Origin of the sequence: Aquabacterium sp. (assembly GCF_030652515.1) — a bacterium.
Taxonomy (GTDB): Bacteria; Pseudomonadota; Gammaproteobacteria; order Burkholderiales; family Burkholderiaceae_C; genus Aquabacterium.
The window spans coordinates 25,422-43,427 of the sequence record NZ_JAUSAR010000089.1 but is presented as its reverse complement, the minus strand read 5'-3'; the positions used below and the strand labels follow the sequence as shown (position 1 = coordinate 43,427).

General features: G+C 64.5%; 16 protein-coding genes and 1 pseudogene. 9 read left to right on the top strand and 8 right to left on the bottom strand.

Annotated features, from left to right (window positions below; all coding sequences use genetic code 11):
- Positions 1-1,529: pseudogene (locus Q7V20_RS11350) on the bottom strand (hypothetical protein); the annotation flags it as partial.
- A gap of 90 nt (positions 1,530-1,619) precedes the next feature.
- On the opposite strand from Q7V20_RS11350, the gene dbpA reads away from it, so the two are divergent.
- From dbpA to Q7V20_RS11335, 3 genes are all read left to right on the top strand, one after another.
- Entirely contained in the window at positions 1,620-3,038 is a 1,419-nt protein-coding gene (gene dbpA, locus Q7V20_RS11345) for an ATP-dependent RNA helicase DbpA (protein ID WP_304790762.1), read from the top strand.
- Positions 3,039-3,095: 57 nt separating this feature from the next.
- The gene (locus Q7V20_RS11340) at positions 3,096-3,698 is read left to right on the top strand and encodes a CatB-related O-acetyltransferase (protein WP_304790759.1); all 603 of its coding nucleotides are present in this window, start codon (positions 3,096-3,098) and stop codon (positions 3,696-3,698) included.
- 100 nt (positions 3,699-3,798) lie between these two features.
- Entirely contained in the window at positions 3,799-6,213 is a 2,415-nt protein-coding gene (locus Q7V20_RS11335) for a YgiQ family radical SAM protein (protein WP_304790756.1), read from the top strand.
- Between the two features lie 3 nt (positions 6,214-6,216).
- On the opposite strand, the gene Q7V20_RS11330 is transcribed toward Q7V20_RS11335, so the two are convergent.
- Positions 6,217-6,768, bottom strand: a complete 552-nt coding sequence (locus Q7V20_RS11330; protein ID WP_304790753.1) for a glutaredoxin family protein — start codon at positions 6,766-6,768, stop codon at positions 6,217-6,219.
- Between the two features lie 109 nt (positions 6,769-6,877).
- Between Q7V20_RS11330 and Q7V20_RS11325 the strand changes: the two genes are divergently transcribed.
- Positions 6,878-7,648 carry a ParA family protein gene (locus Q7V20_RS11325; RefSeq protein WP_304790750.1) on the top strand — a complete coding sequence of 257 codons (771 nt, stop codon included), beginning with the start codon at positions 6,878-6,880 and terminating at the stop codon, positions 7,646-7,648.
- Between the two features lie 74 nt (positions 7,649-7,722).
- On the top strand, positions 7,723-8,610 hold the full coding sequence (locus Q7V20_RS11320; RefSeq protein WP_304790748.1) for an alpha/beta hydrolase: 888 nt from the start codon (positions 7,723-7,725) through the stop codon (positions 8,608-8,610).
- 5 nt (positions 8,611-8,615) lie between these two features.
- Here Q7V20_RS11320 and Q7V20_RS11315 read toward each other — a convergent pair whose 3' ends face one another.
- A complete protein-coding gene (locus Q7V20_RS11315) occupies positions 8,616-9,467 on the bottom strand; it encodes a PA4780 family RIO1-like protein kinase (protein ID WP_304790745.1) in 852 nt (283 codons plus the stop codon).
- Positions 9,468-9,544: 77 nt separating this feature from the next.
- On the opposite strand from Q7V20_RS11315, the gene Q7V20_RS11310 reads away from it, so the two are divergent.
- Complete coding sequence (locus Q7V20_RS11310; protein ID WP_304790742.1) at positions 9,545-10,063, top strand: GNAT family N-acetyltransferase; 519 nt, start codon at positions 9,545-9,547, stop codon at positions 10,061-10,063.
- A 3-nt stretch (positions 10,064-10,066) separates the two neighbouring features.
- Here the strand turns inward: Q7V20_RS11310 and Q7V20_RS11305 are convergent, their stop codons facing one another.
- The gene (locus Q7V20_RS11305) at positions 10,067-10,951 is read right to left on the bottom strand and encodes an HDOD domain-containing protein (RefSeq protein WP_304790739.1); all 885 of its coding nucleotides are present in this window, start codon (positions 10,949-10,951) and stop codon (positions 10,067-10,069) included.
- A gap of 145 nt (positions 10,952-11,096) precedes the next feature.
- On the opposite strand from Q7V20_RS11305, the gene Q7V20_RS11300 reads away from it, so the two are divergent.
- Positions 11,097-11,687 carry a chalcone isomerase family protein gene (locus Q7V20_RS11300; protein WP_304790736.1) on the top strand — a complete coding sequence of 197 codons (591 nt, stop codon included), beginning with the start codon at positions 11,097-11,099 and terminating at the stop codon, positions 11,685-11,687.
- On the opposite strand, the gene Q7V20_RS11295 is transcribed toward Q7V20_RS11300, so the two are convergent.
- On the bottom strand, positions 11,680-13,101 hold the full coding sequence (locus Q7V20_RS11295; protein ID WP_304790733.1) for a cytochrome P450: 1,422 nt from the start codon (positions 13,099-13,101) through the stop codon (positions 11,680-11,682). The genes Q7V20_RS11300 and Q7V20_RS11295 overlap by 8 nt on opposite strands.
- Before the next feature lie 99 nt (positions 13,102-13,200).
- On the opposite strand from Q7V20_RS11295, the gene Q7V20_RS11290 reads away from it, so the two are divergent.
- Complete coding sequence (locus Q7V20_RS11290; RefSeq protein WP_304790731.1) at positions 13,201-14,130, top strand: tRNA-dihydrouridine synthase; 930 nt, start codon at positions 13,201-13,203, stop codon at positions 14,128-14,130.
- Here Q7V20_RS11290 and ppk2 read toward each other — a convergent pair.
- From ppk2 to Q7V20_RS11275, 3 genes are read right to left on the bottom strand one after another with little or no spacing between them, the layout of a single operon-like run.
- Complete coding sequence (ppk2, locus tag Q7V20_RS11285) at positions 14,127-14,963, bottom strand: polyphosphate kinase 2 (protein ID WP_304790728.1); 837 nt, start codon at positions 14,961-14,963, stop codon at positions 14,127-14,129. The genes Q7V20_RS11290 and ppk2 overlap by 4 nt on opposite strands.
- Before the next feature lie 58 nt (positions 14,964-15,021).
- Positions 15,022-16,137 carry a PA0069 family radical SAM protein gene (locus tag Q7V20_RS11280; RefSeq protein WP_304790726.1) on the bottom strand — a complete coding sequence of 372 codons (1,116 nt, stop codon included), beginning with the start codon at positions 16,135-16,137 and terminating at the stop codon, positions 15,022-15,024.
- A gap of 57 nt (positions 16,138-16,194) precedes the next feature.
- Positions 16,195-16,893, bottom strand: a complete 699-nt coding sequence (locus Q7V20_RS11275) for a YkgJ family cysteine cluster protein (protein ID WP_304790724.1) — start codon at positions 16,891-16,893, stop codon at positions 16,195-16,197.
- Positions 16,894-17,077: 184 nt separating this feature from the next.
- Between Q7V20_RS11275 and rpoH the strand changes: the two genes are divergently transcribed.
- Positions 17,078-18,004 carry an RNA polymerase sigma factor RpoH gene (gene rpoH / locus Q7V20_RS11270; protein ID WP_304790721.1) on the top strand — a complete coding sequence of 309 codons (927 nt, stop codon included), beginning with the start codon at positions 17,078-17,080 and terminating at the stop codon, positions 18,002-18,004.
- Positions 18,005-18,006: the final 2 nt, after the last annotated feature.

Here is an 18,006-nt window from a genome sequence, read left to right as displayed (position 1 = left end):
GTGACGTCGGCCCGGCCAGGCGCCCCCCCATCCAGCCCCCGCCGGGGATTGCCCACGGCCAGGTAAGCGCGGGTCAGGCGCGCCCGGTAGAAGCTGTGCAGCGACGAGGTGTTGGGCATCTGGGCGTTGCCCGCCGTGAGCGCCACCCAGGTGAACCACACCAAGGCCACCAGCGCCGCCCGCATCCACGAAGGCGTGTTGATCAGCGGCGCGAAGGTGTCGGGCGCGAAGATGAACCACTGCAGCAAAACCAGCCAGCCCAGCACCAGCACCAACAGCCCTGCCAGGCTGCCCACGTTGATCAGGCGCGGCAACCATTCGCGCGCGCGCCCGCCAGCTTCCGCCGCCATCTGCTGCAGCGGCTGCACCATGGTGCGCAGACCCAAAGCCACCAAGCCGCCAAAACCCACGCCGCGCCACAGGTAGTTCTCATTGCCCGCCTGGGATTGAAGCTCTTCCAGCAACCACCAGCTCAGCACATCCAGCGCACCCAAACCAGCGACCGCACACGATGCCAGCGTGACCATGCGCAAAGCCCGGGTGAGCGCATTGCGCAAACGGGCCACGGCCAGGGCGTGGGGATCACCACTGAAGAACAACCAGCCTTGCGCCAGCGATTGCCCCACCGTGATGGACAGCAAAGCCAGCACGGCCGCGCTGGTGGCCGTGAGGCCGTCGTGGCAGGGATCGAGCAACTGCGCCGCGATCGACCATCGAACCAACACCCAGGTCCCCAAGGCGCAGCCCAGCAGGAACAGCACATCGCCCACGCTGGGCCCCGCCGACTTGGCCCCCGGGTTGGCCGTGTCACGCGCCGCCCAGTAGCCCGAGATCAAGCCCGGCGCGGTGAGCAACCACCCGGCCAGGGCCAGCACCCACCAGGGCGTGCGCCAGAAGGCCCAGCCTTTGGGATCCAGCAGCTGGGTGCTGTGCTGCAACAAGTGCGGCGCCACCACGATCAGGCCGACCAGCATGCAAGCCACCATGAACTCGGCGTGGATGGCCAGCACAGCACGAAGGTAGGTGACCACTGCCGTGCCCCAATCGCGCGAGCCCGAGGTGGACAGGTAGCGCCCATTGCGCCGCAGCCATTCCAGCACCGGCGAGGACGCGTCGGCCATCAAGGCCTGCGCCCGCGCGATGCCAAAGCTGGACACCAGGCGCCCGAACATGCCACCGATGTAGCCCCCACCCGAGACCGTGGACAGGTAATCGACGCGCCCCAGCAGGCCATCCGCATCCAGCGTGCGCTCATCAGCGGGCACGCCACCGGCGCCGCCCCGCTGGTTCTGGGCCAGGCCACGCATCAGGCCCAAGGCAAAGGTGGCGCTGCGCACGCCACCCCCCGACAAAGCCAGACCCACCCGTGGCAGCTTCAACTCGGTCTGTGCATGGACCGACGCCTCACCCAGCACCTGCTGCCTGCGCGCCTGCAAGGCGTCCTGCTCGGCAGATTGCAAAAGCGCGCCGGCGCCCGGGTGCGCGGCCTGGCCAGGATGTTCAAGCGAAGATTGGATGGATGACGTCATGCCCCATGCTGCTGCATATGGCGGCCACTGCCAACCAATCCAGGGGCCACAAATTAGGGGGTGACAGGCCCGGCGCGGATAATCCGCCACATGAACGCCCCCACACCGACCGCCAATGCCTCCGCCGACCAGCCCTTCAGCCTCCTGCCCCTGGCCCCCGCCATGCTGGACAACCTGACGCAACTGGGCTACCTGACCATGACGCCGATCCAGGCCGCCAGCCTGCCGATCGCACTTGAGGGCAAGGACCTGATCGCCCAGGCCAAGACCGGCAGCGGCAAGACCGCCGCCTTCGCCCTGGCCCTGCTGACGCGCCTGGACCCGAAGAACTTCGCCGTGCAGGCCATGGTGCTGTGCCCCACGCGCGAACTGGCGGACCAGGTCACGCAAGAGATCCGCCGCCTGGCCCGCTTCGAGGACAACGTCAAGATTCTGAGCCTGTGCGGTGGCACGCCCATGCGCGGCCAGATCGACAGCCTGGAGCATGGCGCCCACATCGTGGTTGGCACGCCCGGCCGCCTGATGGACCACCTGGAGCGCGAGACGCTGAACCTCTCAGCCCTGAACACCCTGGTGCTGGACGAGGCCGACCGCATGCTGGACATGGGCTTCTTCGACGACATCGTGAAGGTGGCCAAGCAGTGCCCCAAAGACCGGCAAACACTGCTGTTCTCAGCCACCTACCCCGAAGGCATCGCCAAGCTCAGCGCCCAGTTCTTGCGCAACCCGCAAGAAGTGAAGCTGACCCAGCAGCACGACGACAGCAAGATCCGCCAGCGCTGGTACGAAATCACCGAGACCGAGCGCCTGCACACCGTGGCACTGCTGCTGCTGCACTACCGCCCCGTCAGCACCCTGGCCTTTTGCAACACCAAACAGCAATGCCGCGACCTGGTCGATGTGCTCAAGGCCCAAGGCATCGAAGCCCTGGCCCTGCATGGTGACCTGGAACAGCGCGACCGCGACCAGGTGCTGATCCAGTTCGCCAACCGCAGTTGCTCGGTTTTGGTGGCCACCGACGTGGCCGCGCGCGGCCTGGACATCGCGCAGCTGGAAGCTGTCATCAACGTGGACATCACGCCCGACACCGAGATCCACGTGCACCGCATCGGCCGCACCGGCCGCGCTGATCAAAACGGCTGGGCCCTCAACCTGGCCACGATGAACGAGATGGGCCGCGTCGGCAACATCGAGGTGGCGCAGGGCAAGCAATCCGAATGGCACCCGGTCAGCGAACTGACGCCCGCCAGCAGCGATCCCTTGCTGCCCCCGATGATCACCCTGCAGATCCTGGGCGGCCGCAAGGAAAAAATCCGCCCCGGCGACGTGCTGGGCGCCCTGACCGGCGAGGCGGGCTTCAGCGGCGCGCAGATCGGCAAGATCAACGTGACCGACTTCCACACCTATGTGGCGGTGGAGCGCAGCATTGCCCGCCAGGCGGTCAGCAAGCTGTCGGCCGGCAAGGTCAAAGGCAAGAAGGTGAAGGTGCGCTTCCTGAACGAGCTGTGAGCCCCTGCGCCCCCGTGTATAAAGCTGCCATCCCGCGAGAACAGGACACCCCCCACCATGACCGCCATTGACCCCAGCCTGCCCCGCTACGGTGTGATCGGGAACAGCAAGATCTCCTACGGGCGGTTCAACTACGGCACGCACTACCTGTCCATCCACGAATGGGGCGAAGGGGCCTCGTTCAGCATGGGCAGCTTCTGCTCCATCGCCTCCAACATCACCGTCTTCCTGGGTGGCAACCACCGCACCGACTGGATCACCACCTTTCCCTTCGGGCACGTGTTCCAGGAGCAACTGGGCGGCATGCACATCAAGGGCCACCCCGCCACCAAGGGCGACGTGATCATCGGCAACGATGTCTGGATCGGACACCACAGCACCATCATGTCGGGCGTGACCATCGGTGATGGCGCCGTCATCGGCGCCCACGCCGTCGTGATCAAGGACGTCGAGCCCTACGCCATCGTCGGCGGCAACCCGGCCAAGCACGTGAGATTCAGGTTCGAACCCGAAATTTGTGAATTGCTGAGCCAACTGAGGTGGTGGGACCTGCCGGTGGATGACATCAAGGCCATCGCCAACCAACTGTCCACCCAGCCCACGGTCGAGCTGCTGCAAGCCCTGATCGAGGCCCACAAAAACACGCCCCGCACACCCTGACGGCGGGCGCCGGGCAACCACCCTACTCAAAATAGGGCCATGGATTTGCCCCGAAAGTGGACAATAGAGGGTTGCCCCTCCGTTGTCCCGCCGCCTGCCCATGTCCGCCACCGCCTCGCCGATCACCATCCCCAAAGCTGAAAAGACCCTGAACGGCTACCGTCCGTACTGGGCCAAGCGCTTTGGCACGGCCAAATTCCTGCCCATGAGCCGGGACGAGATGACCGCCCTGGGCTGGGACAGCTGCGACATCATCATCGTCACGGGCGATGCCTACGTGGACCACCCCAGCTTCGGCATGGCCGTGATCGGCCGCATGCTGGAGGCACAGGGCTTTCGCGTCGGCATCATCGCGCAGCCCGACTGGCAGAGCGCCGACCCTTTCAAGGTGCTGGGCAAGCCCAATCTGTTCTATGGCGTCACCGCCGGGAACATGGACTCGATGATCAACCGCTACACCGCCGACCGCAAGATCCGCAGCGACGACGTGTACACACCCGGCGGCCAAGGCGGCAGCCGCCCCGACCGCGCCTCGCTGGTCTATGCGCAGCGCTGCAAGGAAGCCTACAACGACGTGCCGATCATCATGGGTGGCATCGAAGGCTCGCTGCGCCGCATCGCCCACTACGACTACTGGCAGGACAAGGTCCGCCGCTCCATCCTGGCCGATGCCAAGGCCGACCTGCTGCTCTACGGCAACGCCGAGCGCGCCATCGTCGAGATCGCCCACCGCCTGGCCGCGCGCGAGCCCATCGAGCAGATCACCGACGTGCGCGGCACCGCCTTCATGCGCCGCACCAACGACCCCACCGCCGCCGGCTGGTTCGAGCTGGACTCGTCCGAAGTCGACATGCCGGGCCGCGTGGACGAGCACATCAACCCCTACCAGACGACCTCAGAACAGGCCGAAGCCCAAGGCACGACCTGCGCCAAGGAAGACGCCGCCAAGGCCGATGGCCCGCCCGCGCCTGCCGCGGCTCTGGTCGATGGCAACGGCATGGCCGCCGCCATGGGCAGCGGCGTCAAGCCCATCGCCTTCGTGCGCAACCCCTTGAGCGTGGTCAAGCCCACCGGCAAGATCAACATGCCGCCGCGCGACCGCACCGTGATCCGCCTGCCGTCTTACGAACAGGTCAAGAGCGACCAGGTGCTCTACGCCCACGCCAACCGCGTGCTGCATTTGGAAACCAATCCTGGCAACGCGCGCGCCCTGGTGCAGGCCCACGGCCACCGCGACGTGTGGATCAACCCGCCGCCCATCCCGCTCACCACCGCCGAGATGGACTTCACCTTCGATCTGCAATACGCGCGCTCGCCCCACCCGGCCTATGCCGACGAGAACGGCAGCCATGATGGCGCCACCAAGATCCCCTCGTGGGAGATGATCCGCTTCAGCGTCAACATCATGCGCGGCTGCTTTGGCGGATGCACCTTCTGCTCGATCACCGAGCACGAAGGCCGCATCATCCAGAGCCGCAGTGAAGACTCGGTCATCAAGGAAATCGAAGCCATCCGCGACAGCGTGAAAGGCTTCACCGGCGTCATCTCCGACCTGGGTGGCCCCACGGCCAACATGTACCGCATCGGCTGCAAATCACCCGAGATCGAAGCCGCCTGCCGCAAGCCATCTTGCGTGTACCCCGATGTGTGCCCCAACCTGAACACCGACCACGGCCCGCTCATTAAAATGTACCGCCGCGCGCGGGCCTTGAAGGGCGTGAAAAAAATCTTGATCAGCTCAGGATTGCGCTATGACCTGGCCATCAAGTCGCCCGAGTACATCAAGGAGCTGGTCACCCACCACGTGGGCGGCTACCTCAAGATCGCGCCCGAGCACACCGAGCAAGGCCCGCTGACCAAGATGATGAAGCCGGGCATCGGCAGCTACGACCGCTTCAAGCAGCTGTTCGAAAAATTCAGCGAAGAAGCCGGCAAGAAGCAATACCTCATCCCCTACTTCATCGCCGCCCACCCGGGCACCAGCGACGAGGACATGATGAACCTGGCCATCTGGCTCAAGCGCAATGGCTTCAAGGCCGACCAGGTGCAGACCTTCTACCCTTCGCCCATGGCCACCGCCACGGCGATGTACCACACCGGCCGCAACCCCTTGCGCAAGATCACGCGCGACAGCGAGACCGTGGACATCGTGCGCGGCGACCGCCGCCGCCGCTTGCACAAGGCCTTCTTGCGCTACCACGATGCCAACAACTGGCCTTTGCTGCGCGAGGCTTTGAAGGCCATGGGCCGCGCCGACCTGATCGGCAATGGCAAGCACCACCTGATCCCGACCTACCAGCCGGTGATTGATGGCAGCTACCAGACCGCGCGCCGCAAGAACTCCACGCCCACGGGCGCGATCAAAACCTCGCCCGTGACCAAGGGCCGCATCCTGACGCAGCACACCGGCCTGCCCCCGCGCGAAACCGGTGCCAGCGCATCGCCCACCCGCTCGGTGAAAAGCGTGGGGGGTGGCATGGCGCACAAAGCCATTGGGCGCAAGAAACCGCGCTGAAGGCTAAGACTTCAGCAAGGCCAGGAACTCATCCGAGTCAAAGCCGTTTTTCATCGGTTTGCCCTTGACCATCAGGAAGGGCACGCCCACGCCGCCCAGCTCCTGCAGCTTGCGTTCGCAATCCATGCTGGTTTGCGCGTCGCATTCGGTGAAGGTGAACCCATTCTGGGTCAGCCAGCCTTTGGCTTGCGCGCAATAAGGGCAGGTGGTGGTGGTGTAAATGATCACATCGCCCGACTTGACCGAGGCCGCCAAAGCCTGCACATCGCCTGAGGAAGACTGCTCGGTGGCGCCGCCCTCTGCGCGGTGCTTGGCCGACACCTGCCACCCCATCCACGCCCCATAGGCCAGCACCGCCGCCGCCACCCATTTGCCCCACGCGAACTGGCTCTGCTGCCGGGCCACGAACACATCGGTGCGCACGGGCTGGGGCCTCAAGCCTTCGGAGGCCTTGGCGTAAGCCACGCCGCAAGCGGGGCATTGCCAATCGGGGGCCGGAGCTCCGGGCTGGCGAACATGGTGGCACTTGGGGCAGCTCTGCGTCATGTCATTCATGGGGTGGTTGGATCAATGCCCACTCTGCCTGAAATCGCGCCGCCCGCGTCACCAGAATGTGCATTGTTGCAGTGCACAATGCGCATTCATCAGCAGAAGGGACCGGACCATGCGCTACGTTGTGTTCAACCAAAAAGGTGGCGTCGGCAAATCCACCATCACTTGCAACCTGGCCGCCATCAGCGCAAGCCAGGGGCTGCGCACGCTCGTGGTCGACCTGGACCCCCAAGGCAACTCCACGCACTACCTGATGGGCGATTCGATCGAAGAGGGCACCGCCAACCTGGCCGAGTTTTTCGACCAGACCCTGAAGTTCAGCGCCCGCCCCAAGAACACCGCGGATTTCGTGGTGGCCACCCAATGGGACAACCTGGACCTGATGCCCTCCAGCCCCGAGCTGGAAGAGCTGCAAAGCAAGCTCGAATCGCGCCACAAGATCTACAAGCTGCGCGACGCCCTGGCTGAGCTGGACGAAGCCTACGACCGCGTCTACATCGACACCCCGCCCGCCTTGAACTTCTACACGCGCTCGGCCCTGATCGCCGCGCAGGGCTGCCTGATCCCTTTTGACTGCGATGATTTCTCGCGCCGGGCGCTGTACGCCTTGCTGGAAAACGTGCAAGAGATCCAGGCAGACCACAACAGCGACCTGAAAGTCGATGGCATCGTGGTCAACCAGTTCCAGCCACGCGCCAACCTGCCGCAAAAGCTGGTGCAGGAGCTGATCGACGAAGGCCTGCCCGTGCTGCAGCCCTACCTGAGCGCGTCGGTGCGCATCCGCGAATCGCACCAGCAGGCCACGCCCATGATCCACCTGGATCCGCGCCACAAGCTGACCCAGGATTTCGTGGCCTTGCACGACAGTTTGCGCGCCGGCTGATTGATACAGGATTTAACGCTGATCGGTAAATACACCAATCGAATTTGGACAACATCGCCGGTATGTTCGGCGGCATGAACCACACCACCCCATCCAAATTCTCGCGCCTGCTGCAGGTGTCATTGGGCGTCAGCGCCCTGGCCCTGTCGATGGCTGCTCAAGCGCAGCAAACCGGCCCAGACCCCACCGAGGCCAGCCTCGAAAAAGTCGGGCCCCTGGCCGTGGCCAACGTCAAGGTGGCCACGCCCAGCGGCTACGGCTCCGGCACGGTCTATTACCCCACCACTGGCAGCGCCTATGGCCTGGTCTCGGTCACCCCCGGCTTCGTTGAGGGCGAGTGGGCCATCAACTGGCTGGGCCCGCTGCTGGCCTCGCACGGCTTCGTGGTCGTCACCATTGGCACCAACACCCTGTTTGACGTGCCGGCCAACCGCGCCAAGCAAATGATGGCGGCCCTCAAACAGGTCTCCGCCCTCAGCGCCACCCCGACCAGCCCCTTCGCTGGCAAGGTCGATCCTTCGCGCCTGGCGGTCATGGGCCACTCCATGGGCGGCGGCGGCTCGCTCAACGCGGCCCGCGACAACCCCACGCTGAAGGCGGCCATCCCGCTGGCGCCGTGGGAAACCAACAAGGACTACAGCCGTGTGACCGTGCCGACGCTGATCGTGTCCTGCGACGGCGACATCATCGCCCCGGTGGCAGACCACGCCAACAAGTTCTACGCCAGCCTCACGCCCACGCTGAACAGGGCGCTGATGGAAATGAAGGACGCCGGCCACTTCTGCACCAATGGCACGGCCGTCCCGGCCACCAAGACCATGGTTGGCAAGTACAGCATCTCGTGGCTGAAGCGCTTTGTGGACGGCGACACCCGCTACAGCCCCTTCCTGTGCGGCGCGCCCCACCAGGCTGACTTGGGCGGCACGCTGATCTCCACCTACAAGGACAACTGCCCTTACTGAACAGGCTACTGAGCAGGCGTTTGAAGTCGCAGCCTGCGGGCGGCTTCTTCGTCCTTGGCGTCGTCGATCTCGCGCAGCACGCTGTCCAGGTCGACGGCTTTTTCGCTTCTGGCGAACTGGCCGGTGAGTTTCACCTCAGGGTTCAGGGCCCCGGCTTCGTACAGGGCCCAGATTTCGCGGCCGTAGTCGGTGGTCAGCAACTCGGGCGCGTATTGCCCGAAGTACTGCCGCAGATTGGCCACATCGCGCTCCAGCATGCCGGGCGCGTGGTTGTTGCCAGCAGCGTCCACCGCCTGGGGCAGGTCGATGATGACCGGGCCATCAGCGCCCACCAGGATGTTGAACTCCGACAAGTCGCCGTGGACCACGCCCGCGCACAGCATGCGCACCACTTCCATGATCAAGGTCTGGTGGTACTGGCGGGCCAGTTCGGGCTCGAAGGACAGGTCGTTGAGGCGGGGCGCGGCGTCGCCATCGGCCCCCGTCACCAACTCCATCAGCAAAACGCCTTCGTGGAAGTTGTAGGGCTTGGGCACGCGCACACCGGCACCGGCCAGCCGGTACAGGGCGTCGACTTCGGCGTTTTGCCACGCCGCCTCTTGCGCCTGGCGGCCATAGCGCGTACCTTTGGCCATGGCGCGCGCCTGGCGGCTGTTCTTGGTCTTGCGGTTCTCGGTGTAATCCACCGCCTGGCGAAAACTGCGCTTGTTGGCCTCTTTGTAGACCTTGGCGCAGCGGATGTCGTCGCCGCAGCGCACCACGAAGACCATGGCCTCTTTGCCACTCATCAGCTGGCGCACCACCCCGTCGATCAAGCCATCTTCAATCAGCGGTTCCAGTCTTTTGGGGATTTTCATGGTGAGCATTGTGCGCCGCCCGGATGCGACGACAATCCTCGTCCAGAACTTATCCGTCCAACAACACCCCATCTGTCATGTCCCGATATCAGGTTCGCTCCGCCATTCCCCGCGATGCCATGGCCATTGCCGACATCTACGCCGCCGCTGTGCAGGCCTCCTACAAGGACCTGGTGCCTGACGAGCTGCTGAGCACCCTGTTCGCCACCAAGCGCCAGGGCTACTGGCGCGAGGCCATCGAAATGGGCGAACCGCAGATCCAGGTGGCCACCGAGGGCGACCAGGTGGTCGGCTTTGTCGGTTACGACCGCTCGCGCGACCCCAAGACCCCCTCCACCATGGGCGAAATCTGGCAGATCTACGTCCGGCCTGACCTGTGGGCCACCGGTGCCGGCCTGGCCCTGTGGGACGCCGCCCGCGATGGCCTGGAAGACGAAGGCTGCACCCACGTGTCGCTGTGGCTGCCCTTGCGCAACGAACGCGCCCTGAACTTCCACGATGTGGCCGGTTTCAAGCGCGAGCTGAACACCGCCAAGACGGTGGACATCGGCGGCGTGAAGATCGAGACGATCCGGCTGACGCGGGCCATCGGCTGAAGATCAACCGATCTCCAGCATCTCCATGACCTCGTCTTCCCAGACGGCGAGTTCATCGGCCGAGATCTGGAGCCACGCCAGCGCCTTGGCCCCGTAGACGGTCCATTCCTTTTCGGGTGGCAAACCTTCCTGCAGGCGCAAGAGGTGATCGGCCAGCAAACCGGCCGCCACCAGGGTATGCACCTCGGGCTCGGTGAAGCGGTCGCCCAGCGCCGCGAGGTCGTGGTGCAGACGAATGGCAGCCATCAGGCTGGGCGACAGGCGCCACACCCGGGCCACCAGCGCCCCCACCACGGCGTGGTCGGTGCGGTGGTTGGCATTTTCAGTGGCCACGTAAGAGCGATCGACGCGGGCCTGGGCTTCCACCATGGTGCCCACATAGCCCTTCACGCTTTGCATCATCACCGGCAGGCCCACGTGGCAGAACAGGCCATAGGTGTAGGCCAAGTCGGGTGACATGCCCGGCAAGCGCTTGGCGATGAAGGCCATGGCCAGCGCACGCTTGGTGGCACGCTCCCAAAACCCCTGCAGCTGCGGGCTGGTGATGCGGATGGCGTTTTGCGCCAGGAAGCCGGTCAGGATCGCGGCCGTGTCGGTCAAGCCCAGTCGATTCATGGCCTGGCCAATGCTTTGCACCGGCTGGCCACTGGCGTACAGCGGCCCATTGGCCGAGCGCAGCAGCGTGGCCGACATGGCCACATCGCTGGAAGCGATGCGGGCCACTTCATTCAGGTCAGGCTCGCCCGCCGCCATGGCTTTTTGCAAACGCGTCAGCAATTCCGGACAAGGCGGAATGACGATGTGCTGCAGTGGCCCTTTCGCCCTGGCCTGATCCAGCTCTTGCTGGATGGCCAAGGTGCGCGTCGGCGCCAGATCGGTGGTCGTCATGGAAAGGCCTGGAAGTGGTGCTCAGCCTTGGGTATCGGCGTTTTATCCGGGAAGTGAAGAGGGGGAAAACCGGTGTTACACAAATCAGCCATGCTGCGATGATCATGGCGAATGGTCTGCGTTGAAAAGAAACAGGAGCACCGCTGTGAACAAGGAACGCTGGTGGCGGCACGTGGTGCTCTCATGCCTGCTGGTGCTGGCCCATGCAGCCCAGGCCGAGCCGCCTCGCGAGCTGGAAGGCATCACCATCGACGACACCGCCCAGGTGGCGGGCGCCAAGCTGGTGCTCAACGGCGCGTCGATTCAAAAGCGCGGTTTCTTCAAGACCAACACCTGCGCCTTGTACCTGACCGAAAAGCGCCACACGCTGGACGAGGTGGTGAAGCTGGCCGGGCCCAAGCGTGTCCACCTGGTCATGCTCCGCGACGTGAAGGGATTCCTGATCGCCCGACAGTTCCTGAATGACTTCGCGGCCAGTGCCTCCGAAAGCGAAGCCCAGGCGCTCACCACCGAAGTCGAGTCCATCGCCGCCGGCTACGCCAAGATCGACATGCTGCGCAAAGGCGATGTGGTGCTGATCGACTGGATCCCCGGAGAGGGCATCGCTGCTTCGCTCAATGGTCAATCCATGGGGCCAGCCCACGACAATGAACTGCTGTGGGATGTGTCCCTGCGTCCGGTGATGGGCCCCCTGGCCCCCCGCGAGTTGCGCGAGCAACTGCTTGACGTCAACTGAGGCGGGATTTCAGGCGCATGCTCAGGCCCACGGGCGTCATGGTGAAGGACATCAGCTCCTGCGCCTCGCCGCCTTGCGGCGTGTCCACAGTGACGATGTCGAACTGGCTCAGCAACGTGACCATGGCCACCTTCATCTCGACCATGGCCAGGTAACGGCCCGGGCACACGCGGGGGCCGCTACCAAAGGGGGTCGAGACCTTTTTGGCCGTGCCTTCGGCCAGCCAGCGTTCTGGCATGAACGCCGCGCCATTCTGGAAGTGTTGATCGTTCAGCGCATCGTGGCGTGAGATGCACCACACCAACGCGTCTCTGGGCACCAGCACATCGCCCACCACGGTGTCGCGCAAGGCTTGCTGCACCCGAAAGGGCGCGACTGGCTTGAGGCGCATGGTTTCCTGGATGCACGCGTCCACGTAGGGCAGGTCGCCCACCTGGTCCATGTGGAAGGCCGACAGCTCATCACCGACCACGCGCCGCACCTCGTCTTGCGCCCTTTGCAAGGCGGCCGGGTGGCGGTGCAGCAGGTGGATCAGCCAGGCCAGGGTGTTGGCGGTGGTGTCTTCGCCCGCCAGCAGCATGGTGAACACATTGCCCGCCACGACCTGGTCATTCACACCGCTGTCGGGCTGGTCGGCGGCCACGATCAGCGCCTCGATCAGGTTGGTGGGCTGCTCACGGCGGGTGGGCTCCTGGCGCATGCGCTCGCGCGCCTGCTCGATGAAGCCGTTGATCGCATCTCTCACCGTTTTCAAGCTGCGGTCCAGGTCGTGGTCCGACGGCAACTTGACGTAACGCCAATACGGCAACAAGGCGTTGAGCCGTTTGAACAAGGCCGGGAAGATCTTGTCCAGGTGCCGCTGGATGATCTCTTCATCCGACTCCAACGTGTTCATGTCCACGCCAAATGCCAGGCCGGAAATGGCATCCACGGTGAAGCGCATCAAATCGCCTTGCAGGTCAATCGCCTGCCCTTGCTGCGCGGCTTTCTGCCAACGCCCATTCAGGCGCTGAGCCACCTTCATCAAGGCTGGAAAATAGGCCCGCACATGGGTGGGCGAAAACGCCGCCATCACCATGCGCCGCTGGTGGTGCCAATCCTGCCCCTCGGCGCTGAACAAGCCTTGCGCGCCGCCCAACTCCTTCACCACCCGCTCCAGACTGGCCGGCCGCCTGAAGCCATCAGGGCGGTCTTTCATCACGGCATTGATGGCCTCGTGGTCGGTCAGCACCAGCACCGGCGTGGGCCCGAGGCGCACCAGGAAGGTGGGCCCGTACTCGCGCGCCCACTGCTCAAAATCCAGGTGGATGCGTGGCCGCTTGAGCTGCAAGGCATTGCCCACGACGGGCAAGGGGCGTGGACCGGGCAGTTGGTCCAGGCGGCGCAGGGGCGGATGGCTCAGCAAAGTGCTCAAAGGATGACTCCATCTCGGTAGAGTCTCAGTCTCGCACGCGAGACACGCCGGGCCAAGCTCCGTACACTACGCCCCGGCTCCTCCCTCCCTGAATTTTTCATGACCATCCTGCTCGCGCCCATGGAAGGCCTCCTGGATTTCCCGCTGCGCGACATCCTGACCCGCGTGGGCGGCATCGACCGCTGCGTGTCCGAGTTCATCCGCATCACCGACCAGTTGCTGCCCGAGCGCGTTTTCACCCGCATCGTGCCGGAACTGCTCAATGGCGGCCGCACGCACGCCGGCGTGCCGGTGCGCGCGCAATTGCTGGGCTCCGACCCCAGCTGCATGGCCGAAAACGCCGCCAGGCTGGCCACCCTGGGCCCGGCGGGCATCGACCTGAACTTCGGCTGCCCGGCCAAGGTGGTCAACCGCCACGGCGGCGGCGCGGCCTTGCTGGTCGACCCTGAGTTGTTGAACGCCATCGTGTCCGCCGTGCGCCGCGCCGTGCCGGCCGACATGCCCGTGTCGGCCAAGATGCGCCTGGGCTATCTCGACGATTCCATGGCGGTGGAATGCGCGCAGGCCCTGGCCAGCGGCGGCGCCGAAGAGCTGGTGGTGCACGCCCGCACCCGGGCCGATGCCTACCGCCCGCCCGCCTACTGGGACCGCGTGAACGAAATCCGACTGGCCGTGAACATCCCCGTGGTGGCCAATGGCGAGATCTGGAACGTGGACGATGCCCGCCGTTGCCAGCAGGCCTCCGGCTGCCAGGACCTGATGCTGGGGCGCGGCATGGTGGTCAATCCGGGATTGGCGCTCAGCATTGCCATGCCGGGGCACGCGGGCATCGCATGGGCTGAACTGCTGCCCTTGATGTCGGAGTTCTGGAAACTCATCCAGCCCCGCGTCGAACCCCGGCACCGTGCAGGCCGGATCAAGCAGTGGCTCAATTTTCTGAGGCGGCACTACCCGGAGGCGGAAGAAGCCTACGGTCGGGTTCGCACCACCAACGACCACGCGCTGGTGGGCCAGCTCCTGTTTGCCTAAGCCGTCTTGACCGAGGGAATGGGCTTGACCGGCCCGCCAAACACCTCTTTTGCCGGTTGGCCAGGCAAAGGCGGAAATGCCAGTTCGGCCTCGGGCACCTTGCAGTCGGGCAACTGGTCCAGCAGGTGTCGGATCAAAGTCAATCGCCCGCGGCGTTGGTCATTGAAGTCAACCAGCGTCCAGGGCGCATGTTTGGTGTGAGAGGCCTCCAGCATGGCGTCTCGGGCTTGGCCATACTCCTGGTACTTCAGGCGCGCCTCCAGGTCGATGGGCGACAGCTTCCAGCGTTTGAGCGGGTCATTCAGGCGCTCGGCCATGCGCTGCTCCTGCTCTGCCTGGTCCACCGTGAGCCAGTACTTGAACAGCAGAATGCCATCGTCCACCAGCAGCTTTTCAAACACGGGGGCCTGCTTCAGGAAGCGCTGAACCTGCTCATCGCTGCTGTAGCCCATCACCTTTTCGACCCCGGCGCGGTTGTACCAACTGCGGTCCATCAGCACGATGTTGCCACCCGCCGGCAAATGCGCCACATGGCGCTGAAAGTACCACTGCGCCTGCTCGGTCTCGGTGGGTTTGCTCAAGGCCACCACATGGCACATGCGCGGGTTGAGGGTCTCGCTGATGGCGTTGATGACGCCGCCCTTGCCCGCCGTGTCCCGGCCCTCGAACAAGATCAGCACCCGCTTTTGATGGTGCTGCACCCACCGCGCCAGGTTGTTGAGCTCGACCTGCAGAGGCGCCAGCAGATCGCTGTATTCCTGCTTGCCCAGACGATCGCCCGACTCGGGGGCTTTGTCTTTCCCCTTGTCCTTGCCTTTGCCGTTGCTGCCCATGGCGTGCTCGATGAAGTGACGGTAGCGATCTTTATAACCCGCCCGTCCATGCCACTGCTCAGAACAAGCTGCCCTGCTGAGACGAGGACTGGCTTGGCGGGGCCTGCGGGCGTTGGAATCGGCTGGTGTCCAAGGCCACCACAGGCCGACGCGACAAGCCATACCGCGCCGCCGCCTTGCTCACCCTTTGCGCGATCAGTTCGGCCCACAGGCCATGGCCCCGCATGCGGTGGGCAAAGTTGGCGTCGTAGTCCTTGCCACCCCGCAGGTCGCGGATGCGCGCCATGATGCGATCAGCGCGCTCGGGCACGTGGTGCTGCAGCCATTCCTGGAACAAGGGGTTCACCTCCCAGGGCAGGCGGACCACGGTGTAGTGGATGGACCCGGCCCCTGCCTCGGCCGCAGCCTTGATCACTTGCTCGATCTCGGGTTCGTTCAGGAAGGGGATGATGGGCGCCACGTTGACCCCGACCGGCACCCCCGCCTCGGCCAGGCGCTTGACGGTCAGCAAACGGCGATGCGGCGCGGCTGCCCGCGGTTCCAGCTTGCGGCACAACACCGGATCGAGCGTGGTGATGCTGACCAGGACCAAAGCCTGCTGGCGCCGAGCCGCCAGGCCAATCAGGTCCAAATCCCGCTCGACCCCGCTGGACTTGGTCACGATCGAGAAAGGGTGCTCGCACTCGGTCAGCACCTCCAACACGGACCGGGTGATGCCCAGCTCGCGCTCCACCGGCTGATAACAATCGGTGGCCGAGCCCAGGTTGATGGCGCTGGGCTGGTAACTCGCCTTGGCCAACTCGCGCCGCAGGCAATCGGCCGCGTTGACCTTGGCCACCAGGCGGGTTTCAAAATCCAGGCCTGGCGACAGGTTCAGGTAACTGTGGGTGGGCCGGGCATAGCAGTAGATGCAGCCATGCTCGCAGCCCCGGTAGGGGTTGATGGACCAGGCGAAAGGCAGGTCGGGCGAGTCATTGCGCGTCAGGATCGTTTTGGCCTGCTCGTGGGTGACCTGGGTTTGCACGGTCGGCGCCTCTGCATCGGCATCATCCGCATCAATAGGCCAGCCGTCGTCAACCCGCTCACGCCCCTCTTGGTGAAAGCGGTGCAGGATGCGGGTGGCGGTGCCCCGCCCTTTGAAGGGCGTGGCGAGGAGGCGATCGTCGGGTAGCATGATACTGTTTATTTATACAGTAAATCATGCCGCCTGCCAAGCGCCAACCCCTGCCAGCTACGAGGCGGCTCCGTCCTCAAAGTTCGAGGTCGTCGCCTTCAGGAAGGCCCGCTTCCCGCTTTTGAAGCGCTTGGCGCTGTCAGGGCTTCGCATGGCCTCCAGGAAGGCCGAGGACAAATGGTAGGTGCGGGTGTCCAGCCCCAGCTCCTCCACCGCCTTTTTGAAGCCTGCCGCACTGCCCATGGCCGTGTGGAAGACCTCGTCAGCGTAGGTGTTGGGCCAAGTGCTGAAGGGATCCTCGAACGATTTCTGGCAGTTGTCCTTGTCCGTCGAATGGTAATTGCGGCACACCGAGGGGCGGGCCGCGTAGACAGAACAGCTGTGATCGACCAGGAAAGGGCAGGTCGGCCGCAAGGTGAGCCGGGCCTCTTCGGACGCGGCCTTGCGCTGATTCACGTTGTGGGTGGCGCGCTCGATCACGCCACGCAACTGCGCTGCCGTGAAATGCTTGGAAACGTAGGACTGGACCTCGAACACCTCAAAGGGGTGCGCCACCACCTCGAACTGGCGGCAGCAGTAGCTGCACCCGGCCTCGCAGGCCAAAGCCTGGGGCGAGGCCTGAACGGCATCGTGCAAACGCGCTTCGTGGCGCGCGTAGAACCGCACCACCGATTCCCGCATGGTGAATTTTTGAAGGTCTTCACGCGCCTCGGCCAGCTCGGGCCGCGCGTGTTCAAGCATCCGCTCTTCGGACATGGGGAACTCTCCTTGCAGGGCGCCCAAGATAGCAAACTCTGCCGCTGAATCGGCCCTGGCGTTTGCGCGCATTGAAACTTTTTGAAAGCCCCTTCAGGGGAACTTTTCAGGGTTTAGCACTCAAAGCAATAGAGTGCTAATATTTCCATTCACAGTAAAGGATGATTCCGAAAGGACGCCAACGATGACTGCCGCTACCGCCTTGACCACCCGTGATCCCTGGACCCTGGTTCCCTCGCTGGGCAACCTGGATGCCTACATCCGCGCCGTGCAAGACATTCCCATGCTCAAGGTGGAAGAAGAGCAGGATCTGGCGCGCAAGCTCCGTTCGGAAGGCGATGTTCAAGCCGCAGGACGCCTGGTGCTGTCCCACCTTCGTCTGGTGGTGTCGATTTCGCGCCAGTACGTGGGCTACGGCCTGCCCCAGGGCGACCTGATCCAGGAAGGCAATGTCGGCCTGATGAAGGCCGTCAAGCGATTCGACCCCGACCAGGGCGTGCGCCTGGTGAGCTATGCCATGCACTGGATCAAGGCCGAGATCCACGAGTACATCCTGAAGAACTGGCGCATGGTCAAGGTGGCCACCACCAAAGCTCAGCGCAAGCTGTTCTTCAACCTGCGCTCGCTCAAGCACCAGTACAAGGGTGACGCCGACGACGCCCACGTGGGCCGCATGGGGTTCAGCGAATCAGAAATCCAGCGCGTGGCGCATGACCTTGATGTGCGTCCCGAAGACGTCATCGAGATGGAAACCCGCATGTCGGGTGGCGATGTGGCGCTCGAAGCTCCGGCCGACGACGACTATGAGGGCCCTGCTGCTCCCATGGCTTATTTGTCGGACGATGCCCATGAGCCCACGCGCGTCATCGAGGCTCATCACCGCGACTGGCTGGCCAGCGACGGCATCACGCACGCCCTGAACCAATTGGACGACCGCAGCCGCCGCATCGTTGAAGAACGCTGGCTGAAGGTGAATGACAATGGCTCGGGCGGCATGACGCTGCATGATTTGGCCGCCAACTACGGCGTCAGCGCCGAGCGCATTCGTCAAATCGAAGTGGCCGCGATGAAGAAGATGCGCAAGGCTTTGAGCGAAGCCGAAACCGCCTGACC